Consider the following 24,979-nt stretch of genomic DNA (forward strand, 5'->3'; position numbering starts at 1 on the left):
TCTCGCCGAAACTTTCGGCGGTCCGGGAAGGGCGCAGGCGCATGCGGACGTACGACAACCCGGTCATCCCCGGCTTCCACCCCGACCCGAGCGTGTGCCGGGTCGGGGAGGACTTCTACCTCGTCTGTTCCAGCTTCGAGTACTTCCCCGGCGTGCCGCTCTTCCACAGCCGGGACCTGGTGCACTGGCGGCAGCTCGGCAACGTCCTGGACCGGCCGCTGCCCGACGACACGCCGGCCTCCGCCGGGGTGTACGCGCCGACGATCCGGCACCACGACGGGCTCTTCCACGTCATCACCACCGACGTCGGCGGCCGCGGCACCTTCCTCGTCACCGCCGAGCGCCCCGAAGGGCCCTGGTCCGACCCGGTGTGGGTGGACGTCCCCGGTATCGACCCCGACCTCGCCTGGGACGAGAACGGCGACTGCTGGTGCGCGGTGGCCGGGGTGGCCGTGGCCCGGATCGACACCCGTACCGGGAAGGTGCTCGAAGGTCCGCTGCCGACGTGGTCAGGGACCGGGCTGCGCGACCCGGAGGCACCGCACCTCCACCGGATCGGCGCGTGGTGGTACCTGCTGGTCGCCGAGGGCGGCACGGCGCTCGGGCACGGGGTCTCCGTGGCCCGCGCCCGCTCGCCGCGCGGGCCCTGGGAACCGGCGCCCGGGAATCCCCTCGTCTCCCACCGGGGCACCTCGGAACCGGTCCAGTGCACCGGCCACGCCGACCTCGTCCAGGCCGTCGACGGCAGCTGGTGGGCGGTGCTGCTCGGCACCCGGCCGCGCGGCTGGTTCCCCGAGTTCCACGTGCTCGGCCGGGAGACCTTCCTGGCCCCGGTCGAGTGGGCCGACGGCTGGCCGCGGATGGGACGGGTGCGCGAGCGCGAGACGGCTCCGGCCGCCTGGCACCCGGTCGAACAGCCGCCGGCCCGCGACGACTTCACCGCTCCCGGGCTCGCGCCGCACTGGATCTCCCCACGCGCCCGGCCCGCCGGTTCCTGGTCGCTGACCGAACGGCCGGGGTGGCTGACCCTCACCGCCACCGGGGACAGCCTGGACCGCCCCGGACACACCTTCGTCGGCCGCCGTCAGCAGCACTTCGACTGCCGTGCGGCCGCGCTGCTCGACCCGGGCCCGGGCGCGGGACGCGCCGGCCTCTCGCTGCGCGTCGACGAGGCCCACCACTACGACCTGGAGGTGAGCGGGGGAGTGGTGAGCGTCGTCGCGCGGATCGGGCCGCTGCGGCAGCGGCTCGCCGAACACCCCGTACCGCCCGGGCCGTTGACGCTCGTCGTGGAGACGCGCACGGACCGGGTGCCGCCGCCCACCGGCGTCGCGCCCGGTGAGCAGCCGCCGCCCGGTGCCCGCGGCGCCGGACCCGACGCCGTGCTCCTCGCCGTCGAGACCCCCGAAGGCCCGGTCCGGCTGGCCGAACTGGACGGGCGGTATCTGTCCACACAGGTGGCGGGCGGCTTCACCGGCCGGGTCGTCGGCATGTACGTCACCGAGGGCCGGGCGGCCTTCGACTGGTTCGAGTACTTGCCATCAGCTGCTGCGCGACACCTTGACGCTCCTGATCCGCCTTTCTAGAGTCGCCGTTCGGAACGTTCGGTGAAAACATCGAATGTTTCGAAGCCCCGCAGGGCGGAGACGGACCCGAAAGTTTCGAAGTTCCGAGAACCATCGAACCAGGACGGCGTCGGTCGTCCCGTACCCCGAGGAGCGCATCATGGGCGACCCGGCACTGTCCCGTCGCGGTTTCCTGGCGGCCACCGCGGCCGCCGGTCTGGGCATGACCGCCCTCAGCGGCTGCGGTTCGGGCTCGGACGGCGGCTCGTCGTCGGGGATCACCACCGTCGAGTGGTGGAACATCTCCACGACCAGCCCGACGAAAGGCGTCTGGGCGGCCCTCGCCAAGAAGTTCGAGGCGCAGAACCCCAAGGTCAAGGTGAAGATCACCCAGCTCGAGAACGACGCCTACAAGACGAAGATGACCGCGCTGACCGCCTCCGGGAAGCTCCCCGACATCTTCCACACCTGGGGCGGCGGCGTCCTCCAGCAGCAGGTCCACGCGGGACTCGTCAAGGACCTCACCGACACCACCAAGCCCTGGTCCGACGGGCTCCTCCCGGTCGCCAAGGAGCCGTACATCCTGGACAAGAAGACGTACGGCATCCCGTTCGACATCGGCATGATCGGCTTCTGGTACAACAAGGCTCTCTTCAAGAGGGCCGGGATCAGTGCGCCCCCCACCACCTGGAGCGCCTTCCTGGACGCCGTGAAGGCGCTGAAGGCCGCCGGTGTCACCCCGCTCGCCCTGGCCGGCAAGGAGAGCTGGACCGGCATGTACTACTGGGCGTACCTCGCCATGCGCACCGCCGGGATCGACGCCCTCAAGAAGGCGGACGACGACAAGGACTTCACCGGCGCCGGCTTCGTCGAGGCCGGACAGCACCTGAAGGACCTCGTGCAACTCCAGCCGTTCCAGAAGGGGTTCCTGGGCGCCGCCTACTCCAGCCCGACCGGCCAGGCCGCCACCGTCGGCAACGGCAAGGCCGCGATGGAGCTGATGGGCCAGTGGGCGCCGGTCGTCGAGGCGGACGCGGGCAAGGGGGTCGGCGCGAACCTCGGGTTCTTCCCGTTCCCGGCAGTCGAGGGCGGCAAGGGCACCATCACCGAGATCTTCGGAGGCGGCGGCGGACACGCGCTGCGCGCCGACGCCCCGCAGGCCGCCGTCGACTTCCTGAAGTTCTTCGCCTCCGAGACCACGGATGTGGAACTGGTCAAGAAGACCGGCGTGATACCCGTCGTACCCGCCGCCGAGAGCGCGCTGACCGACACCAACCTGAAGCTCGTACAGACCCAGTTGAAGGCCGCCACCGGCTTCCAGCTCTACCTCGACCAGGCCTACGCGCCGGCCGTAGGCCAGCAGGTCAACGACAGCGTGGCCGGACTGATCGCCGGCTCCAAGTCGCCCGAGGACGTCACCCAGGCGATCACCAAGACCGCGAAGGAAGAGCAGTAGGCCGCCCGATGACCTCGACCTACCTGTCCGACACCAGGTCCGGGCCGGACGCCCAGGTCCGGCCGCCGACGCGGCCGGACCGGGCGCGCACCCGGCGCCGGGTGCTGCACTGGCTCACCGCGGTGGGCTTCCAGCTGCCCGCCCTGGCCCTGTTCGGCGTCCTCGTCCTGCTGCCGATCCTGTTCGCGCTGTACGCCTCGTTCTTCCGCTGGGGCGGCTTCGGCATGCCCTCCGACTACACCGGCACCGACAACTTCACCCGCCTCTTCCAGGACGACGTCTTCCTCGGCGACCTCTGGCGCTGCCTGCTGCTGGTCGGGCTCTCGCTGGCCCTGCAACTGCCGTTCGCGCTCGCCATGGCGGTCCTGCTCAACCAGCGGATCCGCGGCCGGGCCGTCTACCGGATGCTGTTCTTCGCGCCCTACGTGCTCTCCGAGGCCATCACCGGTGTGCTGTTCGGCATGATCTTCGCCCCCGACCAGGGGCTCGCCGACCACGTGCTGGGCGCGATCGGACTCGACGGGCTCGGCGGGGAGTGGTTCTCCGACCCCTCGACCGTCATGGCCACCCTCTTCCTCGTCATGACCTGGAAGTACTTCGGCTTCCACATGATGCTCTACCTGGCCGGACTCCAGTCCATCCCGGCCGAGTTGACCGAGGCCGCGATCGTCGACGGCGCGGGCTCCTGGCAGCGCTTCCGCCACATCACGCTGCCGCTGCTCGCCCCCACCCTGCGGATCAGCGTCTTCCTCTCGGTCATCGGGTCCATCCAGCTCTTCGACCTGGTGTGGGTGGTCACCGCGGGCGGCCCCGACCACCACTCGGAGACCATGGCCGTGACCATGTTCCAGTACGGCTTCAAGCGCTACCAGGTCGGCTACGCCAGCGCGATCAGCGTGGTCATGTTCGCCATCAGCCTTGTCTTCGCCCTCGCCTACCAGCGGTTCGTGCTCCGCCGCGACCTGGCGGGCGCCACCACGAACATGAGAGGGGACGGCGCATGAACGGCCGCAGGACGTCCGGCACTTCCGTACGCAGCCTGCCGCTGCACCTGGTCCTCGTCGTGGTCGGCGCGCTGATGGCCGTACCCGTGCTGTACGCGGCACTGTCCGGGTTCAAGTCCACCGACGAACTGTCCGCCAACCCGGTCGGCCTGCCCCGTTCCTGGGTCACCTCCAACTACACCGACATCCTCCGCTCCGGCTCCTTCTGGCGGCTGGTCGGCAACAGCACCCTGATCGCCGTGGCCACCACCGTGCTGGTGGTCGCGGTGTCGGCGCTGGCGGCCTTCTCCTTCGCCCGGTTCGCCTTCCGCGGCCGGGAGGTCCTGTTCACCGTGTTCACGATGGGGCTGATGTTCCCGTTCGCGGTGGCCGCCCTGCCGCTCTTCTTGCTGCTGCGCTCGATGAACCTGCTGGACAACCCGCTGGGGGTGATCCTGCCGCAGGCCGCGTTCGGACTGCCGATGACCATCATCATCCTGCGCGGCTTCTTCCGGGAGATCCCCGGGGAGCTGGAGGAGGCGGCCACCCTCGACGGCTGCGGGCCGTTCGCCTTCTTCTGGCGGATCCTGCTGCCGATGGCCCGGCCGGCGCTCGGCACGGTCTCCGTGCTCGCGGTCGTCACCAGCTGGAACAACTTCTTCCTGCCACTGCTGGTCTTCAACGACTCCACGTGGTGGACCATCCCGGTCGGCGTGCAGCAGTTCCAAGGCCAGTACGCCACCGACTACGCCCGGGTCTTCGCCTACCTGGTCCTCGCCATGGTGCCCGCCCTGGCCTTCTACTCGGTCGCCGAACGCCAGCTGGTCGGCGGCCTCACCGCAGGTGCCACCAAGGGCTGAACATCCCTTCCGCGAACAGGAGTCGTACGATGGCACGCACCCGTCTCAGACTCGCCGGTGCCCTCGCGGCCGTGCTCGTGGCGGCCGGAATCGCCACCGGCCCCGCCGCCCGGGCCCACGACCGGCAACCCACCCTCGCCGAACTGGCCGAGCGGCACGGCCGCTACTTCGGCAGCGCCACCGACAACCCCGAACTCACCGACACCGCCTACACGCGGCCGCTCGGCACCGAGTTCGACATGATCACGCCCGGCAACGGCATGAAGTGGTACGCCACCGAGCCCCAGCAGGGCGTCTTCGACTGGACCGACGGCGACCAGATCGTGAACCTCGCCCGGAAGAACCACCAGCAGGTCCGCGCCCACACCCTGGTCTGGCACAGCCAGCTCCCCGACTGGCTCACCTCCCGCACCTGGACGGCCGACGAGCTGCGCGCGGTTCTCAAGAACCACATCCAGACCGAGGTCCGGCACTACCGGGGCAGCGTCTACTCCTGGGACGTCGTCAACGAGGCGTTCAACGAGGACGGCAGCTACCGCGAGACCATCTGGTACAAGACGCTCGGCCCCGGCTACATCGCCGACGCGCTGCGCTGGGCGCACCAGGCCGACCCGCGCGCCAAGCTGTACCTCAACGACTACAACATCGAGGCCACCGGAGCGAAGAGCGACGCCTACTACGCGCTCGCCCGGCAGCTGAAGGCCGAGCACGTGCCGCTGGACGGCATCGGCCTCCAGGCCCATCTCGCCCTCCAGTACGGCTATCCCGCCACCCTGGAGGAGAACCTCCGCCGCTTCTCCCGCCTCGGCCTGGACACCGCGCTCACCGAGGTGGACATCCGGATGCAGCTGCCCGCGACGGACGGGAAACTGGCCGAGCAGGCTACCTGGTACGCGGATCTCACCAGGGCGTGCCTCGCGGTACGGCGGTGCGTGGGCATCACGGTCTGGGACTGGACGGACAAGTACTCGTGGATCCCGGCCTTCTTCCCGGGCGAGGGCGCGGCCCTGCCCTGGGACGAGCAACTCGCCCCCAAGCCGGCCTACTTCGCGCTGCGCACAGCCCTCGGCTACAGGGGGTGACGAACCCCGGACGCACGTCGGGGCCGGTGCGCACCAGGTGTGCGTCCGGCCCCTTGATTGTCACCGGGCGGAGCGGCGGGGCCGCCCGGGGGTGGTGCGGTGTCCGCTCAGGCGGCGGTCATCACGCTGCCGGCACCGAGCGGGCGGTGCGGGGCGATGATCTGACCGTCGGGCAGGAGCTCGCCGGTGTCCTCGAAGAGCAGCACGCCGTTGCACAGCAGGCTCCAGCCCTGCTCCGGGTGGTGCGCCGTGAGACGGGCGGACTCCCGGTCGGCGGATTCGGCGGTCGGACACGGCGGTTGGTGCTGGCACATGGGTAGGGTCTCTCGCTCTGTCGTGGTCATGTCGGTCCCCCGTGGTGATGAGTCGTTCGGAAACCAGTGTTGCCCTCCGGGCGTTGTTCCGCAGGGATTTCGCGGCACCGCTTCTCACAGGTTGGAGACGCGTCACCCGCCCGGACGGTTCATCCCGGCCGGGTTGTCAATTCGGATGGTTTCTCATGGCCGGATAGGGCTAGTTCCTCTCTGGGGAGCGGTGAATTGCTCGCATGAGCAATTCACCGCTCCCCAGAGAGGCGAGGCCTCAGGCGGGCGTTCGGGCGGGTGTGATGAGCAGGGGTGCCGGAGTGACCCGGTGGGTGAGGACCGGGAGCAGTTCGGCGACCAGGTGCGGCCGGTGCGCCGCGATGCCGGGCGGAGCGGGCGCCAGCGGGACGAGCAGGTCGGTGGCGGCCGGGTGCCCCTCGGCACCGTCCGCCGTGCGGTCCCCGTGCAGCCACAGGGTGAGCATGTAGAGGCCCGGCACGGACAGCAGGCGCGGCTGGTACGTCTGCGGCAGGGCCTCGGCCTGGTGCAGGGCCCGCTCGGTGGACGTGATGTAGGGCCCCTCGAAGAAGTGCGAGAAGGCCCAGCCGTCCGGGGTGAGCATCGTGTCGGCCGCGGCCACCGCCCGGTCGCCGCAGCGGATCAGGAAGCGCCAGCCGGCCAGCCGGGTGGCGGACACGCCCTCCGGGGTGATCCGGTCCAGGACGTGCACGGGCAGCGGGAGTTCGGGGACCGCGGGGCCCTGCGCGGTGCGCAGGGAAGGGGTACGGGCCTCGCTGACCGCGGTCGGGGAACCGAGGGCCGTGAGGACGGAACGCAGTGCGGGCGCGGGGGCAGGAGGGACTTGCAGCGGCATGGTGGGTCGCCTCTCATTCGACAGGCGCGGTGGCGCGAGGGCGGGGGCGGACGGCGCTGTCAGCTCACAGGGGGTCAGAGAGGCGGCGGCCCGGTTCGGTGAAGAGAGGTGCGGACGGTGTCCGCACGCACCGGACGGCAGGAACCAGGACCGTGGGCGCCGGCCTTCTGCCTTGTTCCGCGGAGTTTATACGACACGTGTTCAGGTGGTGTTTCACCGAGCCGTTTCACAGAGCAGAACAAGGCGCAATTCGGCCGCTGATTCGTGGGGAATCCTCCCGGTTTCCCGCCCGGCGGTACCCTGCTGACCTCGAAATACGAGGCTCTCGCGGTCGGCCGAATGTCGTCGGCGTTTTTCACGAGGAGTACGGGGAACCCGCAGTTGCACAGTGCTTCATGCCCCGTGAATGTGCCGCAGGACACATTCCAACAGAGTAGCGGGTGTCCGTCCTGCGCGCGACGTTATCGATCGTCCCGGCTGGGCATCATCCCACCTGGACCCGGGACACCGGCGGCCGGAACCTCGGTCCGCCCATTCGAGGAGGGACACTTCGATGGGGGAGAAGGTCGTGGCGGGCCGGTTCGACCTGTCCGATCGCCAGCGCTACCGCGAAAAGCTCCGCGACTGTCTGTCGGGGCTGGAGCGGCTGCTGGTGGAGAAGCGGTTCGACCGCCCCAAGAACCTCATGGGTGTCGAGATCGAATTGAATCTCGCCGGCGCGGACGGTATGCCGAGAATGCTGAACGGGCAGGTGCTCGAACGTATCGCGAGCCGTGATTTCCAAACAGAACTCGCCATGTTCAACCTGGAAGTCAACATAGCTCCACACCGGCTCGGCGGCCGGGTATTCGACCGGCTCGCGGAGGAACTGAGGACTTCGCTGGCGTACGCCGACCGCAAGGCCGGCGAGGTGGACGCCGGCATCGTGATGATCGGCATCCTGCCGACGCTGGAGCGGGACGACCTGGTCTCCGCGAACCTCTCCGAGGTCGACCGCTACACCCTGCTCAACGACCAGATCGTGGCCGCCCGCGGCGAGGACTTCCGGCTCGACATCGAGGGCGTCGAGCATCTCGTCTGCACGTCCAAGTCGATCGTCCCGGAGGCCGCCTGCACCTCCGTCCAACTGCACCTCCAGGTCACCCCGGGCCGCTTCGCGGACGTGTGGAACGCCGCGCAGGCGGCCGTCGCCCCGCAGATCGCCGTGGGCGCCAACTCCCCCTTCCTCTTCGGCCGTGAACTGTGGCGGGAGTCCCGGCCCCCGCTGTTCCTCCAGGCCACCGACACCCGCCCGCCCGAGCTCCAGGCCCAGGGCGTGCGGCCGCGCACCTGGTTCGGCGAACGCTGGATCAGCTCCGCGTACGAACTGTTCGAGGAGAACCTGCGCTTCTTCCCGGCGCTCCTGCCGATCTGCGACGAGGAGGACCCGCTGGCCGTGCTCGACGCGGGCGGCGTGCCGAAGCTGGCCGAACTCGTCCTGCACAACGGCACGGTGTACCGCTGGAACCGGCCCGTCTACGGCATCGCCGACGGCGTCCCGCACCTGCGTGTGGAGAACCGGGTGCTGCCGGCCGGGCCCACCATCACCGACGTCATCGCCAACGCGGCCTTCTACTACGGCCTGGTCCGGGCCCTCGCCGAGGAGTCCCGGCCGGTGTGGACACGGATGCCGTTCGCCGTGGCCGAGGCGAACTTCGACGCGGCCTGCCGGGACGGGATCGACGCGCGGCTCGTCTGGCCGAGGCGGGCGCGGTACGGCGGCGGCACGGCCGAGGTGGACGCGGTCACCCTGGTCCGCGAGGAACTGCTGCCGCTGGCGGAGGCGGGGCTGGACGCGTGGGGCGTGGAACCCGCCGACCGGGACTTCTACCTGGGTGTGATCGACGAGCGGTGCCGGCGGCGGGTGAACGGGGCGTCCTGGCAGGCGGCCACCTTCCACCGGGCGCTGGAGCAGGGGCTGCCGAGGGACGTGGCGCTGGCCGGGATGACACGGCGCTACGCGGAACTGATGAACGCGGGAGAGCCCGTGCACACCTGGCCGGTGGGGTTATTGGAGCCGGTGCTGCTGGGGTGAGCGGTGTGGGTGTGAGGGCGTGAGCGCCGTGGGCGGTGCGGCGGACGGCGGGGCGCGGCCCGGTGGAGGCCTGTCGCGCAGCTCGCCGCGCTCCTGACGGGACGCCGTGGTCGGCCCTCCTTCACCAGGGGGCCGCCCGTGCCTCCCCGGTCCCGATCGGGCAAGCTGTGACGACCCACGGCGTGGGGTTTGCCCGACCGGAGTCAGGAGCGCAGGTGGAGTACCCGCTGGAACAGCCCTCGCAGCGGATGTTCAGGGACGAGACGCTACTGGTTCTGGGACTGTCGCTCGGGGCGAGCGGAGTGTCGGCGCTGATCAGCTTCGTCGGGTCGGTCACCAGACCGGGCGGCCTCAAGGACCAGGCGGCGACCCTCAACGCGTCCGCCGCGCCGGGCCGGCCCTGGCTGGACCTCGCCTGGCAGCTGTTCGGCATCGCCAGCGCGCTGGTTCCCGTCCTGCTGGTGGCCCACCTGCTGCTCCGTGAGGGCGCGAGCCTGCGCACGCTCGGCTTCGACCGCACCCGCCCCTGGCCCGACCTCGGACGCGGAGCAGGGATCGCGGCGGTGATCGGCAGCACCGGGATCGCCTTCTACCTGGCCGCGCGCGGACTCGGCTTCAACCTCACGGTGGTGCCGGAGGCGCTGCCCGACGTGTGGTGGAAGTACCCCGTGCTGATCCTCTCCGCGATGCAGAACGCGATCCTGGAAGAGGTCATCGTCGTCGGCTATCTGCTGCGCCGCCTGGACCAGCTGGGGTGGAGCGCGGGCACGGCGCTGGTGGCCAGCGCCGTGCTGCGTGGCTCGTACCACCTCTACCAGGGGATCGGCGGCTTCGTCGGCAACATGGTGATGGGCGTCGTCTTCGTCTACCTGTACCGGCGGTGGGGCCGGGTCGGTCCCCTGGTGGTGGCGCACTCGCTGCTCGACATCGGCGCGTTCGTCGGTTACGCGCTGCTCGCCGGCAAGGTGGGCTGGCTGCCTACGGCGTGAACAGCTCGCCGTCGACGACGGTGACCGCGTGCCCGGTCAGCAGCACGCGGTCACCGCGCAGGCCGGTGCGGACCAGCCCGGTACGGCGGGAGGCCTGCAACCCTGTCAGGTCGTCGGCGCCGAGCCGGCCGGACCAGTGCGGTGCCAGCGCCGTGTGCGCGCTTCCCGTCACCGGGTCCTCGTCGATGCCGACGTTCGGGAAGAAGCAGCGGGAAACGTAGTCGTAGCCCCTGGCCGGGTCCTCGGCCCGCGCGGTGGCGATGATCCCGCGCTCGGAGTAGGCGCCGAGGGCGCGGTGATCGGGGGAGAGGCCCAGCACCGTCTTCTCGTCGGCGAGTTCCACGAGGAGGTCGCCGACGTTCGGGCCGGTGTCGAACACGGCGACGGGCTCGGCGCCGAGCGCCTCGGCGACCCCGTCGGGCGCGTCGAGGCGGGTGAGCGGGGCGGTCGGGAAGTCGAGAGTGATCGTCCCGTCGGTGCCGGGCGTCGCGATCAGCACGCCGCTGCGGGTGGCGAACCGTAGGGGGCCCGGGTGCGCCCCGGTCGTCCCCAGCACATGGGCGGTGGCGAGCGTGGCGTGCCCGCACATCGCGACCTCCGTGACCGGGGTGAACCAGCGCAGCGCCCAGTCCGCGTCCCCGCCTTCGGGCAGCGGGTGCGCGAAGGCGGTCTCGGCGTGGTTCACCTCCATGGCGACGTTCTGCATCCAGTCGTCCTCGGGAAAGGCGTCGAGCAACACGACACCGGCCGGGTTCCCGGCGAAGGCCCGCTCGGCGAAGGCGTCCACGATTCGAATCCGCATACCCCGGACGCTAGGCCCCCCGCCCCCCGCCCACTAAGGCCAATCCAGGACCCCTGGCCCGATTTCCACCAGAGAGACGCCCGAAACACCCCCAAGGCGCCCGACAGGGGCGCGGGGAACTGCGCGAGAACACACGACGGCGCCGCACCGCCCCCCGACCGCCGCGCACGACGGCGCCCGACAGGGGCGCGGGGAACTGCGCGAAAACCACGACGGCGCCGCACCCGGCCCGCCACCCGTCGCCCCCGCCCGCCGGCCCAGGCTCCCGCTCCGGCTCCCGCTCCGGCAGTCAACCCGATGGCGACGAAAAGGGGCCGACCCTTGGCGAGTCGGCCCCTCTGAGCGTGTCGCTCAGTCCGTGCCCAGTTCCATCGCGGCCCGGTCCAGCAGTTCGTCGGCGTCCGGCGCGGCCTCGCCGCGGGACGCGATCGCCTCGGCGCCCCCCTCCGGCATGCTGCCGATGAGCCCGGTCGCCGCCGCCTGCGCCGCCCCGATCGCCGGGTTCGCGGAGCCGATCAGACCCAGCCCCGCGTACTGCTCCAGCTTCGCGCGGGAGTCGGCGATGTCGAGGTTGCGCATCGTCAGCTGGCCGATCCGGTCCACCGGACCGAACGCGGCGTCCTCGGTGCGCTCCATCGACAGCTTGTCGGGGTGGTAACTGAAGGCGGGCCCGGTCGTGTCGAGGATCGAGTAGTCCTCGCCGCGCCGCAGCCGCAGCGTCACCTCACCGGTGACCGCCGCGCCGACCCACCGCTGAAGCGACTCCCGGATCATCAGCGCCTGCGGGTCCAGCCACCGGCCCTCGTACATGAGGCGGCCGAGCCGCCGGCCCTCGTTGTGGTACTGCGCGACCGTGTCCTCGTTGTGGATCGCGTTGACCAGCCGCTCGTAGGCCGCGTGCAGCAGCGCCATGCCCGGCGCCTCGTAGATCCCGCGGCTCTTCGCCTCGATGATCCGGTTCTCGATCTGGTCCGACATGCCGAGCCCGTGCCGGCCGCCGATCGCGTTGGCCTCCATGACCAGCTCGACGGCGGTCCCGAACTCCTTGCCGTTGACCGTCACCGGCCGGCCCTGGTCGAAGCCGATGGTCACGTCCTCGGGCAGGATCTCGACCTCGGGGTCCCAGAACCGCACGCCCATGATCGGGTCGACGGTCTCGATGCCGTTGTCCAGGTGCTCGAGCGTCTTCGCCTCGTGCGTGGCGCCCCAGATGTTGGCGTCCGTGGAGTACGCCTTCTCCGTGCTGTCCCGGTACGGCAGCCCGTGCGCGACCAGCCACTCGGACATCTCCTTGCGGCCGCCGAGCTCGGTCACGAAGTCCGCGTCCAGCCACGGCTTGTAGATCCGCAGGTGCGGGTTGGCGAGCAGCCCGTAGCGGTAGAACCGCTCGATGTCGTTGCCCTTGAAGGTCGAGCCGTCGCCCCAGATCTGGACGTCGTCCTCCAGCATCGCCCGCACCAGCAGCGTGCCGGTGACCGCCCGGCCCAGCGGGGTGGTGTTGAAGTACGACCGCCCGCCCGAGCGGATGTGGAACGCGCCGCAGGTCAGCGCGGCCAGGCCCTCCTCGACCAGCGCGGCTCGGCAGTCGACCAGACGCGCGATCTCGGCGCCGTAGGTGTGCGCACGCCCCGGCACCGACGCGATGTCGGGCTCGTCGTACTGGCCGATGTCGGCGGTGTAGGTGCACGGGACGGCGCCCTTGTCGCGCATCCACGCGACCGCGACCGAGGTGTCGAGCCCGCCGGAGAAGGCGATGCCGACGCGCTCGCCGGCGGGAAGGGAGGTGAGGACCTTGGACATAGGAAGATTATGCATCAGACCGCATGGTCATGCAACGTCCCTGCTGAATCCGCCCCCGGCGGTCGGAAGGGGGTTGTCAGGCGAACAGTTCCGATATATCGTTGAGGTATCGCGAACGATACGCGACAGATCAACGATGGATGGAGTGATTGCCATGCGTTCCCACGGATTCGAGCGTGGACATGGACAGGACGGCCCCCGCCCGAAGGGTGGCCGTGGTGGTTTCGGCGGACGTGACGGTCGCCGTGCGGCGTTCGGGCCCTTCGGTCCGGGTGGCCCTGGCTTCGGTCCCGGTGGGCCCGGTTTCGGACCGGGGCACTGGGGGCCGCGAGGACGTGGCGGCCCCAGGGGGAGGGCGCGGCGCGGTGACGTACGGGCCTCGATCCTGGCCCTGCTGAAGGACCGCCCGATGCACGGATACGAGATGATCCAGGAGATCGCCGAGCGCAGCGGCGGCGCGTGGAAGCCCAGCCCCGGCTCGGTCTACCCCACCCTGCAACTGCTGGAGGACGAGGGTCTGATCGCCAGTGAGAGCGAGGGCGGCAAGAAGCTGTTCTCCCTCACCGACAGCGGCCGCACCGCCGCCGACGAGGGTCCGGACGCCCCCTGGGAGGAGGCTTCCCGCGGAGTCGACTTCGAGGCGCTCGGCGAGATCCGCCAGGCCGGCTTCGGCCTGATGGAGGCCTTCGGGCAGGTCTGGAAGACCGGCACCAAGGAACAGCGCGAGAAGGCGCTGGCCGTCATCAACGAGACCCGCAAGAAGCTGTACCTCATCCTCGCCGACGAGGACTGACCGACGAGGACCGGTCGGGGAGGGCCGGTCGGCGACGACTGGCCGACAAGGGCTGGCCGACGGCGACTCGTCGGCGACGACCGATCGACGGCGTACCGGGCGCCCCGCGGACCGTTCCGCGGGGCGCCCTCGCGGGTGCGGCAGGGGCGTGCGGCCGGGCTCAGGCCACCAGGCCGCCCAGCTTGCGCAGCGACTCGTTCAGCGCCGCCGTCGCCGAGTCCTTGAGCTTGCCCGCCATCAGCGACACGGCGGCGCCCGTGAACTCGCCGTCGATCCGCACCCCCGTGGCGTCCCCGTCCGGCGTCAGCGTGTACCGCGTCGCGACGGTCACCGCCATCGGCCCCTTGCCGCGGATCGCCAGCACCCGGGCCGGCTCCAGCTCCTCGATGGTCCACTCGACCTCCGCCGGGAAGCCCATCAGCTTCATGTTCTCCTGGAAGGTCCCGCCCACCGCCAGGGTCTCCGGACCGCCCTTCGGGAAGTTGGTGTGGGTCGCGTTCCACTCCCCGTACGCCGGCCAGTCGGTGAGCTGCGCCCACACCTTCTCGGCCGGTGCCTGGATGCGTGCCTCCGCGCTGACTTCGGCCATCGGGCCACCCCTTCGTGTCGGGCTACGGTGTCGCGGAACGTAGCCGCAGGGCCTCGAACATTCAATACTGATGAACCGTCAGGAAATGTGCGGACCCGCCCGCCGTATCTCCGCCGCGTCGAACAGGTCCCACGCGCGCGGGTGCGGGCCCTCGTCGTGACAGTGCCAGGCGTCCCAGAACAGGTCCGCGAGCAGGGCGTCCGCCGGGGCGTGCACCCGGTACACGTACTGCCTCCCGTCGACCGCCGGCAGGACGACCAGCCAGCAACAGCACCCGCTTTCCACAACGGAGGAGGACGTACGGCGGGTGCGTGACGGTTGCGTACGGGGCGCACGGCAAGGAGGCGCGCGCCTTTCCGCCGGAACCGGCCTGATCTCATCCGTAAGGAGGAGATCGGCGGCACCGGGGTCCACTCTGTGTGGGACGCGGAAATGCTCCCCCTCGCGGATGACTCGGCCGCCCTGGGTTGATGGGGTGGGGGTGTGCAACCCCGTATTCCCCGCCAGCCCGCCCAGGACCAGGGTGGTATCCACGCGGACGACGATGCCGGGCTCGGTGCCGAGCTGGCAGCGGTGGTCGCCGGTGCCCGCCGCCGGGCCGTGCGGGACGGGGACCGCCAGGTCGACACCGCCCATCTGCTGCACTCCCTGATCGAGTACGACCCCGAGGTCCGCGACGTCGTCGGCGACGCCCCGCAACTCGCCCGGCTGCTCGGCTACCTCGTGCAGCGCAGCATCGGCTACGGCCTGCGCTGGCAGAGCGGGGTCGAGGACTCCGGCGCGCTGCCGTCCGTCGGGCCCGGCGAGGTGAGGCGCGACGGGAGGACCGGCGGTGCCTGGTCTCCGGTGGCGGCGGCCGCGGTGGAGTACGCCCGCAGCCGCGCCCGGCGTCGCGGCGGCACCCGCGCCCAGGGCGTCGACCTCCTCGCGGGGCTGGTCGTCGACCCGGAGTCGCGGGCCGTGCAGGTGCTGGAACGGGCGGGTGTGGCCGCCCGTGGCCTGGCCGCGCGGATCGACACGGACGACGGGCTGTGGGACCCCGGCATGGAGAGCCGCACGTCCAGCCGTTGAGACAGGAGTCATGGGGGATGACGGTCATGTCGCCCCCTGTCATCATGTGCCGGTGCACACCACTGACAGCAGCCATGAAAAGAGCCTCGGGCTCCTGCTCGCCCTCGGCTCGGCGCTCGCCTTCGGCGGCTCCGGCGTCGCGGCCAAGCCCCTGATCGAGGCGGGGCTCGCGCCGCTGCACGTGGTGTGGTTGCGGGTGGCCGGTGCCGCCCTGGTGATGCTTCCGCTCGCCGTCCGTCACCGTGACCTGCCGCGCCGCCGGCCCGCGCTGCTCGCCGGGTTCGGCCTGCTCGCCGTCGCGGGTGTCCAGGCCTGCTACTTCGCCGCGATATCCCGGATACCCGTCGGGGTGGCGCTGCTCGTGGAGTACCTCGCTCCCGCGCTGGTGCTCGGCTGGGTCCGCTTCGTGCAGCGACGGCCGGTGAGCCGGGCCGCCGCGCTCGGAGTGGTCCTCGCGGCGGGCGGCCTCGCCTGCGTCGTGGAGGTGTGGTCGGGGCTGCGCTTCGACGCCCTGGGGCTGGCGCTCGCGCTGGCCGCGGCCTGCTGCCAGGTGGGGTACTTCGTGCTGGCCGACCACGGCGGCGGCGAGGGCGTGGACCCGCTGGGCGTGATCGCGTACGGCCTGCTGGTGGGTGCCGGGCTGCTCACCGTGGTGGCCCGGCCGTGGGAGATGGACTGGTCGGTGCTGGGCGGCTCCGCGCGGATGCACGGGGTGGCCGTGCCGGCGGTGGCCCTGCTGGTGTGGATCGTGCTGGTCGCGACGGTCGTCGCGTACGTCACGGGGGTGCTGTCGGTGCGGCGGCTGTCGCCGCAGGTGGCGGGGGTGGTGGCCTGCCTGGAGGCGGTGGTGGCGACCGTGCTGGCGTGGGTGCTGCTGGGGGAGCGGCTGGGCGCGCCGCAGGTGCTGGGCGGGGTCGTGGTGCTGGCCGGGGCGTTCATCGCGCAGTCCGCCACGCCCGCGAAGGGCTCCGCCGAGCCCCGGGCGCGTGGTGAGGCCGTCGTGCGGGAGCCGGCCGTCTGAGCGTCGCCGGCTGCCGGTGGGTGGCGGCCGGTCAAGCGGTTCCTCCCTCGGCCTTCGGTCAGGGGTCCCCCGTCGTCCCGGGGGGCGCCGCGACCTCAGCGGGCCGTCAGGTATCCCGGGACCGCGATGTCCCCGGCCAGGTCGTCGTTCGGGACCGGGGCTTCGTAGCCCTTGCGCAGTGGCAGCACACCCGCCCAGTACGGGAGGTCCATGTCCTCCGGCTCGTCGAGCGCGCCGCCCGTGCGGGTCTTCGCGGAGACCTCGTCCAGGTCGAGGCGGATCACCGCGGTCGCGGCCAGTTCCTTCTTGTCGGCCGGACGGGAGTCCGCGGAGCGCCCCGTCACCACATGGTCGACCAGCGCGTCCAGGGCGAGGCGCTTCTCCTCGGGGTCGGTGACCTGGTGGGCGACGCCGTGCACCACGACCGAGCGGTAGTTGACCGAGTGGTGGAAGGCCGAGCGGGCCAGCACCAGGCCGTCGACATGGGTGACCGTCACGCACACCGGGAGCCCGGGGTCGGTCCGCCCGGTCATCCGCAGCGGGCGTGAGCCCGTCGAACCGTGCAGGTACAGCACCTCGCCGACCCGGCCGTACAGCGTCGGCAGGACCACCGGCGCGCCGTCGCGCACGAAGCCGAGATGGCAGACATAGCCCTCGTCGAGGATCGCGTGCACCACCTCCTTGTCGTACGACGCCTTGTGCGCGGCGCGCGTGGGGACGGTGCGGTCGGTCGGCTCGTAGGCGGCGGGCTGGGCCGGTACGGTCGCCGGCTGGGCTGTCTCCATTGCGGAACTCCATTGCACTAGTGCATAATCTGCTTTGTGCTAGGAGAATATCGGATCGAAGGGCGTGGCGCAGCAGAGATTGCCGCCAGCGTCGAGCGCGCGGTGGGTTCCGGAGAGCTGGAACCCGGGCAACTACTGCCTCCGATGCGGGAGTTGGCGGCCCAGCTCGGGGTGAATCCCAATACGGTCGCGGCCGCGTACCGCACCCTGCGCGACCGCGGGGTCATCGAGACCGCCGGCCGCCGGGGCAGCCGGGTCCGGTCCAAGCCGGCCACCACCGGACGGGACGGCATCCGGGTGGACGTACCGGCCGGGGTGCGCGACCTGTCCTCCGGCAACCCCGACCCCGCGCTGCTGCCCGCCCTCGCGCCGGTGCTGGCGGCCGTGGCGGCGGAGGGTGACCGCGCCCCGGTCCTCTACGGCGCCGACCCGGTCGAGCCGGAACTGGAGCGCGTCTCACACGCCGGGTTCGCCGCCGACGGCGTGCCCGCCGGTCCGGTCACCGTCACCTCGGGCTCCCTCGACGCCGTCGAACGCGTCCTGCTGGCCCACCTCCGCCCCGGGGACCCGGTCGCCGTCGAGGACCCCGGCTGGGGCCGCACCCTGGATCTCGTCCCCGCGCTCGGCCTGCGTACCGTGCCGGTGCCGGTGGACGACGAGGGACCGCGCCCCGACGGACTGCGCCGCGCGCTCGAATCGGGGGCGCGTGCGCTGATCGTCACGGCGCGGGCGCACAACCCCACCGGCGCCGCGGTGAGTGCCCCGCGCGCCCGAGCCCTGCGGGCCGTCCTGCGCGCCCACCCGGGCACCGTGCTGATCGAGGACGACCACGGGCACGGCATCGTCGACCTCCCCCTGCACCCCCTGGTGGGCGTCACCCGCCACTGGGCCTTCCTCCGCTCGGTCGCCAAGGCCTACGGCCCCGACCTGCGCCTGGCCGTCATGACCGGCGACGAGGTCACCGTGGACCGGGTACGGGGGCGTCAGCGCCTGGGGCCGGGGTGGGTGAGCCGGCTGCTCCAGCGCACGGTGGTCCGGATGTGGGCGGACGGCGCGGTCGACGGGCAGGCGGTCGCCGCGGCCTACCGGGCCCGTCGCGACCTGCTCATCGACGCGCTGGCCGACCAGGGCGTCCAGGCCCACGGCCGCAGCGGCATGAACGTGTGGGTCCCGGTCCCGGACGAGACGGGGGCGGTGTCCCGGCTGCTGCACGCCGGCTGGGGCGTGTCCCCCGGGGCGCGCTACCGCCTGGCGACCCCACCGGGCATCCGGATCACCGTCTCGACGCTGACCCCCGAGGAGACCGGCCGCCTGGCGGCGGCGGTGGCGGCGGCGGTGGGACCGGGGAGGGGCCGGGTACTCGCCTAGCCCGGTGGCCAGGTTTTCGCATGTGTCCCCCGGAGGCAGGCTCGTGGCATGTGTCCCCCGGAGGCAGGCTCGTGGCGTGTGTCCCCGGGGACGGGCTCGTCACGTTTGTCCCCGGGGGCAGGCTCGTCACGGGTGTCCCCGGGGAAGCAGGCTCGTCGCGTGTGGCCCGGGGAGCCGGGATCCTCAGGTGGTGACCGTCCTGGGCCGCATCTGGGTGAGCGCCGCCCCCGCCAGCACCACCACCGCCCCTACCGGCGTGCTCCAGTGCAGCGACTCGCCCAGCACCGCGACGCCCGCCGCCGTGGCGATGACCGGGATGAAGTACGTGACCATCTGGGCGGTGGTCGGGCCGACCTCGGCGACCAGCCCGTACTGGATCAGCACCGCGAGCCCGGTGCCCAGCGCGCCCAGCGCGGCGATCGCCAGCAGGGGCAGCCAGGAGACATGCCCTGGGAAGGACGTGAACAGGGGTGTCACGACCGCCAGTTGCGCTGTCGCGAGAAGCAGTTGCGCCCCGGTCATGGACAGATGCGAGTTCCCCGTACCCGCCAGGGTCCGCCGGACGTAGATCCAGCCGATCGGATAGCTCAGCGACGCCAGCAGCGCCATCGCGGTGCCCGTGACGTCCAGCCCGTGGAAGCCCTGCCAGGCCCCCAGCACCGTCAGCACCCCGAGGAAGCCCAGGCCGAGCCCGGCGAAGCGGATCCGGGTCGGCCGGTCCTCCGACAGGGCCACCAGGGACAGCGCCATCCCCCACAGTGGCGAGGTCGCGTTGCAGATGCCGGCCAGGGTGGAGGGGATCGTCAGCTCGGAGTAGGCGAACAGGGAGAACGGCAGCGCGTTCAGCAGGAACGCGGCGACCGCCAGCCGGCCCCAGGTGCGGGCCCCGCGCGGCAGCCGCTCCCGCTTCCAGGCCATCGCCGCCGCCAGCACCGCCGTGCCGAACACCAGCCTGCCGAGGGTGACCTGGAACGGGGCGTACCCCTGCGTCCCCACCTTGATCAGGAGGAAGCTGAAGCCCCAGATCAGCGACAGGACGCCGAAGCGCAGACGCCAGTCGAGGCGGGGGCGGGGCGGATCGCCGGCAAGCGTCGGCTCGCCGGTCGCGGCGGTGGTGGTCACGGTGCTCATACCGTCCACCTTGCTGGAGCCGACGTCGTAGCACAATCGAGATTTCCCGTGCAGTACCTCGTAGGATCGCTTACATGTTGAACTTGGAGCGCCTGCGTACCCTCGACGCCCTCGCCCGGCACGGCTCGGTCAGCGGGGCCGCCGACGCCCTGCACGTCACGACGTCGGCCGTCTCGCAGCAGATGGGCAAACTGGAGCGCGAGGTGGACCAGCAGCTGCTCGCCAGGAACGGACGGGGCGTCCGGCTCACCGACGCCGGGCGGCTGCTCGCCGAGCACGCGGCCCGCATCCTCTCCCAGGTGGAGCTGGCCCAGTCCGACCTGGAGGCGCACCGGGGCCAGGTCGTCGGCGAACTCCGGCTGTCGGCGTTCCCGACGGCCGCCCGCGGCCTCTTCCCGGCCGCGCTGGCCGCGCTGCGCACCCGGCACCCGGCCCTGCGCGTCCGCTCCAGCGAACTGGAACCGGAGAGCGGCATCGCCGGGGTGGTCCGCGGCGACCTCGACCTCGCCGTCGTCCTGGACTGGTACAACAAGCCGATGCCGCTGCCCGACGGGCTGGTCAAGGCGCCCCTGCTCGACGACCCCGCCGACGTGGCCCTCCCGGTCGGCCACCGGCTCGCCGGCCGGGACGAAGTGGACCTGGGGGAGTTCGCCGAGGACGAGTGGATCACCTGGGGCGAGGGCGAGTTCTGCCACGAGTGGCTGATGTTCACGCTGCGCTCGCGCGGGGTCGAACCGATCGTCGGGCACCGAGCCGCCGAGACGCACACCCAACTCAACCTGGTGGCGGCCGGGCTGGGCGTCTGCATCGCCCCGCTGCTCGGTCGTCACCCGGTGCCCGAGGGCATCGTGACGGTGCCGCTCAGGCAGCGGGTGCGCCGCCACGTGTACGTCGTCTGGCGGGCGGACGCCGACCGCCGCCCGTCGATCCGGGCGGCGGTGCAGGCCCTGCGCGGCGCGGCCGAGGCGATCTCCTGACCGCCCCGCTCCTTTGACAGCCCTACGCCGAGCCGAGCTTGCGGAAGTCCCAGGAGGCGGTCTTCGTCGGCGTCAGCCGGGCCCAGGCGTGCCTGCCGTCGTGCGGCATCTCGTCCAGGCCGAAGTTCTTGCGGGCGAACAGCGTCTCCACGTAGTCGAGTTCGGCGACGAGTTCGCCGGTGCGCGGGACCTCGCCCACGAACTCGACGGACCCTCTGAGCTCGACACCCCGCAGACTGTCGTACTCCTCACCGGAGTCGACGACCACCGCCACCCGCGGATCACGCGTCAGGTCCTTCCAGCGCTGGCTGCGCACCACCGAGTACAGCCACAGTGACGTGCCGTCCCACGCGAACCACAGGGCGCTCACGTGCGGCGCGCCGGACGCCGAGACGGTCGCCACCCGGCAGGTGCGCTGGCTGGTGAGGAACTCGTCCAGCTCACCGGGCGTCATCATGATCTTCCGGCCCCGGCGCTGCGTGACGGTCATGCGGCCCCCCTTCTCTTCTCTTCTTCCGTTCCCGCGCGATGGCGGTTAGTGTCGCCCGCCCCGCACCAAGGCGGAAGGGGGCGTCATGCCGTCGTCGTACGAACGGCTCGCGGAGATCCTCGATCCCGTGAGCACGGTCCTGCTCACCGTCGAATGCCAGCAGGGCGTGGTGGGCCCGGACAGCGCGCTGCCCGAACTCGCCCGCGAGGCCCACGCGTCGGGCGCGCTCGCCAACATCGCCCGGCTGGTCGCCGCCGCGCACGAGACGGGCGTCCAGGTGATCCACGCGATCGCCGAACGCCGTCCCGACGGCCGGGGCGCGAACCGCAACGCCCGGCTCTTCCGCGCCGCCGAACGGCTGCCGGTCCAGCAGCTCTCCGGTACGGCGGCGGTGCGCGTGGCGCCCCCCGTCGAGGTCGCGGAGCAGGACCTGGTCGTACGACGGCTGCACGGCCTGTCGCCGATCCAGGGCACCGATGTCGACCCGCTGCTGCGCAACCTCGGCTGCCGCACCCTGGTCGTCACCGGTGTCTCGGCCAACGTGGCCGTGCCCAATGCGGTGTTCGACGCGGTCAACCTGGGCTACACGGCGGTCGTACCGGCCGACGCCATCGCGGGAGTTCCCTCCGAGTACACCCCCGCGATGGTCCGCAACACCCTCGCTCTGGTCGCCACGGTCGCGACCACGGACGAGGTGCTCGGCTGCCTCAGGCGCCCGCGCCGGCGGGCCTGAGCGTCAGGCCAGCGAGATCTGGTCGCCGGCGACCGTGATGTTCGCGGCGGTCAGGCCGGTCGTCGCCGGGCCCTGCTTCACGCTGCCGTCCGCGATGGCGAACTTGCTGCCGTGACACGGGCAGACGATCTCGCCGTCGGCCACGCTGGACACCGCGCAGCCCGCGTGCGGGCACTTCGTCGAGAACGCCTTGTAGGTGCCCGACGTCGGCTGGGTGACGACCACGGACTGGTCCTTGTAGATCGTGCCGCCGCCCTCGGGGATGTCCGAGGTCTTGGCGAGCGCGGTGCCGCCGCCCGCCGCGGTGGAGGTGTCGGTCGAGCCCCCGCCCGTGCCGTTGCTGTCCTGGGTGGTGGAGCCGGCGCCCGAGCCCGAGTTGTCGTCGGACGACCCGCAGGCGGTCAGCGCGGCGGCGAGCCCCGCCGCTCCGGCCGCCGCCATGACGGTGCGGCGGCCCGGTGCGGCTGAGGGGTTGAGCGGTGCGCTGGTCATGTGAGGGGTTCCCTTCCGCGGAGCTTCTCGTTGATCCGTCCAGGGGTACGGCCTTCGGGCACCACCTGTTCAGACGGCATCCAGATAGTGACCACCCTGGACATGAGCTTCCGGTGAAAGGGCGCTGTCGGTTCGCTGTCAGCCTGTGCGCCGCCGGGATCATTCCGCGGCGAAGGCGGCGAACATCTCGATCAGGGTCGCCGGGGCCCGGTCGTGGAAGAGGACGTCGAGGCCCCGTGCCGAGTCGCGGGCGGTGCTCTCGGCGCGCGGGAAGAGGATTGCCTCGTACGCGGTGAGCGCCGCCTCGGTGTCCCCGGGGTGTGCGACGAGGGCCCGGCCGAGGTCCGCGGCGTCGATCATCGCGAGGTTGGCGCCCTCCCCGGCGAACGGTGACATCAGGTGGGCCGCGTCGCCGAGGAGCGTGACACCGGGAGTGCGCCGCCAGCGGTGCCCGACGGGCAGTGCCTGGATCGGCCGGGGGACCGCGGGACCGTCGGCCTCGGTGATCAGGGCACGCAGCGCGGGTGCCCAGCCGGCGAACTCCGCCAGCAGGGTCGCCTTGACGGAGTCGGGGTCGGTGACGTCGAGGGCGGCCGGCCACTCCTCCGCCACCCGCAGCGCGGTGTAGACGTGCAGGCTCCCGTCGGTCTCGCGGTGGGCGAGGAAGCCCTTGTGGCCGCCGAGTGCGAAGAACATCCCGCCGCCGATCAGCGCGGCCGCCTCCGGGTGGCGCGCGTCCGCGTCGAGGAGATCGAGTTCGACGAAGGAGATGCCGGTGTAGGAGGGCCGGGCGGCGGAGAGCAGCGGGCGGACCCGGGACCAGGCGCCGTCCGCGCCCACCAGCAGGTCGGTGGTGAGGGCGGTGCCGTCGTCGAGCGTCACGCGGTGCCGGCCGGAGTCCAGCGGACGGGCGTCGGTGACCTTGCTGTGCCAGCGGACGGTGCCCTCGGGCAGGGACCGGAGCAGGATGTCGCGGAGGTCGCCGCGGTCGATCTCCGGCCGCTCGTACGTACCGGGATCCTCCTGGTCGAGCAGGACGGTGGCGGCCCTGTCGAGGACCCGCACGGCCTCGCCGCCCGGGTGCACCTTGGCGCGGAACTGCTCGTGGAGGCCGGCCGCGTGCAGCGCCTCCTGGCCGCTCTCCCGGTGCAGGTCGAGCATGCCGCCCTGGGAGCGCACGTGCGGGCCCGCCTCCAGGTCGAGGACGACGCTCTCGACGCCGGCCACGTGCAGGACGCGCGCCAGTGTCAGCCCGCCGAGGCCGCCGCCGACGATCACGATGGGGTGGTGGGTGGAGTTCATGGTGCGCCTGCTTCCCGGGGTGGCTGGGGTCTTCCGAGGACAGGCACCACTGTAACGAACGTGTTCGTCGCGAACAAGGTCGTGACGAACATGTTCGTCCATGCTCGTCGACGCCCGCCGTGCGGCGATCGTCCCGATGCCCCCGGCCCCCTAGCGGGCCGGTTCCGCCTCGCGGCCCGCGGTCATGCCGTCGCCAGGGACACCTCGGTCGACTTGATCAGCGCCACCACCGGGTCGCCGGCGGTCAGGCCGAGATCGGCGACCGCTTCCCGGGTGATCGCGGCGGTGACGTCCTGGCCGCCGTCGACACCGACGCGGACCGTGGCCATCGCCCCGCCCGAGGCGACCTCGCGGACCGTGCCCGGCAGCCGGTTCCGGATGGACACGCCCCCGACGGGACCGGTGGCGAGCGCGACCTCGGTGGACTTCACCAAGGCGTGCACCGCCGAGCCCTCGGTGAGCCCCAGGTCCTCGACCGCCTCCAGGGTGATCGCGGCGGTGAGGTCCTGGCCGCCGTCGAGGCGCACCTTCACGGTCGCCATCACCTCGCCCGGGGTGACGGCCAGGACGGTGCCGGGGAGCTGATTGCGGATGCTCAGGCTCATGACGGACTGCCTCACAGACACGGAGAGGAGAGATTCATGTGGTTTTGTCGTTTTCGTGACTCCTTAAGTTAGCCGGTTCCCCGGCAGCTGTTCGGGAGCCCCGGCACGGCTTCCGCTAGGTTCGGTCCATGGCTTCCACGGCTGACGACGAACCCACGCGCGCGGCGCGCCTGCTCGACGCCCAGGCCAAGGCCGCACGGCTGTTCGCGGAGATCGAGGCGCGCGGCCTCGTCGCGGCCGGAGAGCGGGAGCGGGCGGTCAGCGACCGGGTCCGCGACCTGGCGAACGAGATGTTCGGCACGACCCGGCACTGGCACAAGCGGATCGTGCGCTCGGGCCCGAACACCCTGCTGCCGTACAAGGAGAACCCGCCGGACCGGGTGATCGGCGCCGACGACATCGTCTTCGCCGACTTCGGGCCGATCTTCGAGGAGTACGAGGCCGACTTCGGCCGCACCTTCGTCCTCGGCGACGACCCGGTCAAGCAGCGGCTGCGCGCCGACCTGCCCGAGGTGTTCGCCGCCGGCCGGCGCTCCTTCGAGGCCGACCCCGGCATCACCGGTGCCGCGCTGTACGCCGAGGTCGCCCGGCTCGCCACCGAGGCCGGCTGGGAGCTGGGCGGCTGGCACGCCGGACACCTGGTCGGGGAGTTCCCGCACGAGAAGATCGACGGCGCGGACGTCGAGTCGTACATCGCCCCCGCCAACGACACCCCCCTGCGCCGCACCGACAAGGCGGGCCGCGCCTGTCACTGGATCCTGGAGATCCATCTGGTCGACCGGGAACGGGGCTTCGGCGGCTTCCACGAGGAACTGCTCACCCTCTGAGGGGT

26 protein-coding genes are annotated in these 24,979 nt (G+C 71.8%); 14 read left to right on the forward strand and 12 right to left on the reverse strand.

Annotated elements, in window-relative coordinates; translation table 11 throughout:
- The first annotated feature begins 41 nt into the window (after positions 1 to 41).
- From AAW13_RS33575 to AAW13_RS33595, 5 genes are all read left to right on the forward strand, one after another.
- A complete protein-coding gene (locus tag AAW13_RS33575; protein ID WP_071659768.1) occupies positions 42 to 1,586 on the forward strand; it encodes a glycoside hydrolase family 43 protein in 1,545 nt (514 codons plus the stop codon).
- 139 nt (positions 1,587 to 1,725) lie between these two features.
- Positions 1,726 to 3,021, forward strand: coding sequence for an extracellular solute-binding protein (locus AAW13_RS33580; RefSeq protein ID WP_046727228.1), 1,296 nt, complete (start codon positions 1,726 to 1,728; stop codon positions 3,019 to 3,021).
- Positions 3,022 to 3,029: 8 nt separating this feature from the next.
- A complete protein-coding gene (locus tag AAW13_RS33585) occupies positions 3,030 to 4,025 on the forward strand; it encodes a carbohydrate ABC transporter permease (RefSeq protein WP_046727227.1) in 996 nt (331 codons plus the stop codon).
- Entirely contained in the window at positions 4,022 to 4,864 is an 843-nt protein-coding gene (locus tag AAW13_RS33590) for a carbohydrate ABC transporter permease (RefSeq protein WP_046727226.1), read from the forward strand. The genes AAW13_RS33585 and AAW13_RS33590 overlap by 4 nt, the downstream gene beginning before the upstream one ends.
- Before the next feature lie 29 nt (positions 4,865 to 4,893).
- Positions 4,894 to 5,946 (forward strand): endo-1,4-beta-xylanase, encoded by a 1,053-nt coding sequence (locus tag AAW13_RS33595; protein WP_046727225.1) that lies wholly within the window; start codon positions 4,894 to 4,896, stop codon positions 5,944 to 5,946.
- A 107-nt stretch (positions 5,947 to 6,053) separates the two neighbouring features.
- On the opposite strand, the gene AAW13_RS33600 is transcribed toward AAW13_RS33595, so the two are convergent.
- Positions 6,054 to 6,260, reverse strand: a complete 207-nt coding sequence (locus AAW13_RS33600; RefSeq protein WP_046727224.1) for a DUF5999 family protein — start codon at positions 6,258 to 6,260, stop codon at positions 6,054 to 6,056.
- A 268-nt stretch (positions 6,261 to 6,528) separates the two neighbouring features.
- On the reverse strand, positions 6,529 to 7,125 hold the full coding sequence (locus AAW13_RS33605; protein ID WP_046727223.1) for a hypothetical protein: 597 nt from the start codon (positions 7,123 to 7,125) through the stop codon (positions 6,529 to 6,531).
- Between the two features lie 553 nt (positions 7,126 to 7,678).
- Between AAW13_RS33605 and AAW13_RS33610 the strand changes: the two genes are divergently transcribed.
- Together AAW13_RS33610 and AAW13_RS33615 are read left to right on the forward strand one after the other, a co-directional pair.
- Positions 7,679 to 9,199 carry a glutamate-cysteine ligase family protein gene (locus tag AAW13_RS33610; protein WP_046727222.1) on the forward strand — a complete coding sequence of 507 codons (1,521 nt, stop codon included), beginning with the start codon at positions 7,679 to 7,681 and terminating at the stop codon, positions 9,197 to 9,199.
- Between the two features lie 248 nt (positions 9,200 to 9,447).
- Positions 9,448 to 10,188, forward strand: a complete 741-nt coding sequence (locus AAW13_RS33615) for a CPBP family intramembrane glutamic endopeptidase (protein WP_046727258.1) — start codon at positions 9,448 to 9,450, stop codon at positions 10,186 to 10,188.
- Here the strand turns inward: AAW13_RS33615 and AAW13_RS33620 are convergent.
- Both AAW13_RS33620 and argG read right to left on the reverse strand, forming a co-directional pair.
- Positions 10,178 to 10,990, reverse strand: coding sequence for a PhzF family phenazine biosynthesis protein (locus AAW13_RS33620; protein WP_046727221.1), 813 nt, complete (start codon positions 10,988 to 10,990; stop codon positions 10,178 to 10,180). The two genes, AAW13_RS33615 and AAW13_RS33620, sit on opposite strands and share 11 nt — an antisense overlap.
- 351 nt (positions 10,991 to 11,341) lie before the next feature.
- The gene (gene argG, locus AAW13_RS33625; RefSeq protein WP_046727220.1) at positions 11,342 to 12,790 is read right to left on the reverse strand and encodes an argininosuccinate synthase; all 1,449 of its coding nucleotides are present in this window, start codon (positions 12,788 to 12,790) and stop codon (positions 11,342 to 11,344) included.
- A gap of 154 nt (positions 12,791 to 12,944) precedes the next feature.
- Between argG and AAW13_RS33630 the strand changes: the two genes are divergently transcribed.
- Entirely contained in the window at positions 12,945 to 13,583 is a 639-nt protein-coding gene (locus AAW13_RS33630) for a PadR family transcriptional regulator (protein ID WP_071659769.1), read from the forward strand.
- A gap of 160 nt (positions 13,584 to 13,743) precedes the next feature.
- Here the strand turns inward: AAW13_RS33630 and AAW13_RS33635 are convergent, their stop codons facing one another.
- Together AAW13_RS33635 and AAW13_RS33640 are read right to left on the reverse strand one after the other, a co-directional pair.
- Positions 13,744 to 14,172 carry a type II toxin-antitoxin system Rv0910 family toxin gene (locus tag AAW13_RS33635; RefSeq protein ID WP_046727218.1) on the reverse strand — a complete coding sequence of 143 codons (429 nt, stop codon included), beginning with the start codon at positions 14,170 to 14,172 and terminating at the stop codon, positions 13,744 to 13,746.
- 78 nt (positions 14,173 to 14,250) lie between these two features.
- Positions 14,251 to 14,433, reverse strand: a complete 183-nt coding sequence (locus tag AAW13_RS33640; RefSeq protein ID WP_046727257.1) for a hypothetical protein — start codon at positions 14,431 to 14,433, stop codon at positions 14,251 to 14,253.
- A gap of 222 nt (positions 14,434 to 14,655) precedes the next feature.
- On the opposite strand from AAW13_RS33640, the gene AAW13_RS33645 reads away from it, so the two are divergent.
- A complete protein-coding gene (locus AAW13_RS33645; RefSeq protein WP_046727217.1) occupies positions 14,656 to 15,243 on the forward strand; it encodes a Clp protease N-terminal domain-containing protein in 588 nt (195 codons plus the stop codon).
- Between the two features lie 46 nt (positions 15,244 to 15,289).
- A complete protein-coding gene (locus tag AAW13_RS33650; protein WP_046727216.1) occupies positions 15,290 to 16,264 on the forward strand; it encodes an EamA family transporter in 975 nt (324 codons plus the stop codon).
- Between the two features lie 95 nt (positions 16,265 to 16,359).
- Here the strand turns inward: AAW13_RS33650 and AAW13_RS33655 are convergent, their stop codons facing one another.
- A complete protein-coding gene (locus tag AAW13_RS33655; protein ID WP_046727215.1) occupies positions 16,360 to 17,049 on the reverse strand; it encodes a pyridoxamine 5'-phosphate oxidase family protein in 690 nt (229 codons plus the stop codon).
- A 36-nt stretch (positions 17,050 to 17,085) separates the two neighbouring features.
- Between AAW13_RS33655 and AAW13_RS33660 the strand changes: the two genes are divergently transcribed.
- Entirely contained in the window at positions 17,086 to 18,417 is a 1,332-nt protein-coding gene (locus AAW13_RS33660) for an aminotransferase class I/II-fold pyridoxal phosphate-dependent enzyme (protein ID WP_071659770.1), read from the forward strand.
- A gap of 183 nt (positions 18,418 to 18,600) precedes the next feature.
- Here the strand turns inward: AAW13_RS33660 and AAW13_RS33665 are convergent, their stop codons facing one another.
- On the reverse strand, positions 18,601 to 19,548 hold the full coding sequence (locus tag AAW13_RS33665) for a DMT family transporter (RefSeq protein WP_206306312.1): 948 nt from the start codon (positions 19,546 to 19,548) through the stop codon (positions 18,601 to 18,603).
- 74 nt (positions 19,549 to 19,622) lie between these two features.
- On the opposite strand from AAW13_RS33665, the gene AAW13_RS33670 reads away from it, so the two are divergent.
- Positions 19,623 to 20,525, forward strand: a complete 903-nt coding sequence (locus AAW13_RS33670) for a LysR family transcriptional regulator (protein WP_046727212.1) — start codon at positions 19,623 to 19,625, stop codon at positions 20,523 to 20,525.
- 22 nt (positions 20,526 to 20,547) lie between these two features.
- Here the strand turns inward: AAW13_RS33670 and AAW13_RS33675 are convergent, their stop codons facing one another.
- Positions 20,548 to 21,015: a pyridoxamine 5'-phosphate oxidase family protein gene (locus AAW13_RS33675; protein WP_046727211.1), complete on the reverse strand. Its 468-nt coding sequence runs from the start codon at positions 21,013 to 21,015 to the stop codon at positions 20,548 to 20,550.
- A gap of 85 nt (positions 21,016 to 21,100) precedes the next feature.
- Here AAW13_RS33675 and AAW13_RS33680 point away from each other — a divergent pair, with 85 nt between their 5' ends.
- Positions 21,101 to 21,748, forward strand: a complete 648-nt coding sequence (locus tag AAW13_RS33680; protein ID WP_046727210.1) for a cysteine hydrolase family protein — start codon at positions 21,101 to 21,103, stop codon at positions 21,746 to 21,748.
- Between the two features lie 3 nt (positions 21,749 to 21,751).
- Here AAW13_RS33680 and AAW13_RS33685 read toward each other — a convergent pair whose 3' ends face one another.
- The 3 genes from AAW13_RS33685 to AAW13_RS33695 form a co-directional block, all read right to left on the reverse strand.
- On the reverse strand, positions 21,752 to 22,240 hold the full coding sequence (locus tag AAW13_RS33685; protein ID WP_046727209.1) for a Rieske (2Fe-2S) protein: 489 nt from the start codon (positions 22,238 to 22,240) through the stop codon (positions 21,752 to 21,754).
- Between the two features lie 159 nt (positions 22,241 to 22,399).
- Positions 22,400 to 23,542, reverse strand: a complete 1,143-nt coding sequence (locus AAW13_RS33690) for an FAD-dependent oxidoreductase (protein ID WP_046727208.1) — start codon at positions 23,540 to 23,542, stop codon at positions 22,400 to 22,402.
- 182 nt (positions 23,543 to 23,724) lie between these two features.
- Entirely contained in the window at positions 23,725 to 24,147 is a 423-nt protein-coding gene (locus AAW13_RS33695) for a TOBE domain-containing protein (protein WP_046727207.1), read from the reverse strand.
- A gap of 128 nt (positions 24,148 to 24,275) precedes the next feature.
- Between AAW13_RS33695 and AAW13_RS33700 the strand changes: the two genes are divergently transcribed.
- On the forward strand, positions 24,276 to 24,974 hold the full coding sequence (locus tag AAW13_RS33700; protein WP_046727206.1) for a M24 family metallopeptidase: 699 nt from the start codon (positions 24,276 to 24,278) through the stop codon (positions 24,972 to 24,974).
- The last annotated feature ends 5 nt before the right edge of the window (positions 24,975 to 24,979 follow it).

It is taken from the genome of Streptomyces humi, from assembly GCF_001005085.2.
GTDB classification, from domain to species: domain Bacteria; phylum Actinomycetota; class Actinomycetes; order Streptomycetales; family Streptomycetaceae; genus Streptomyces; species Streptomyces humi.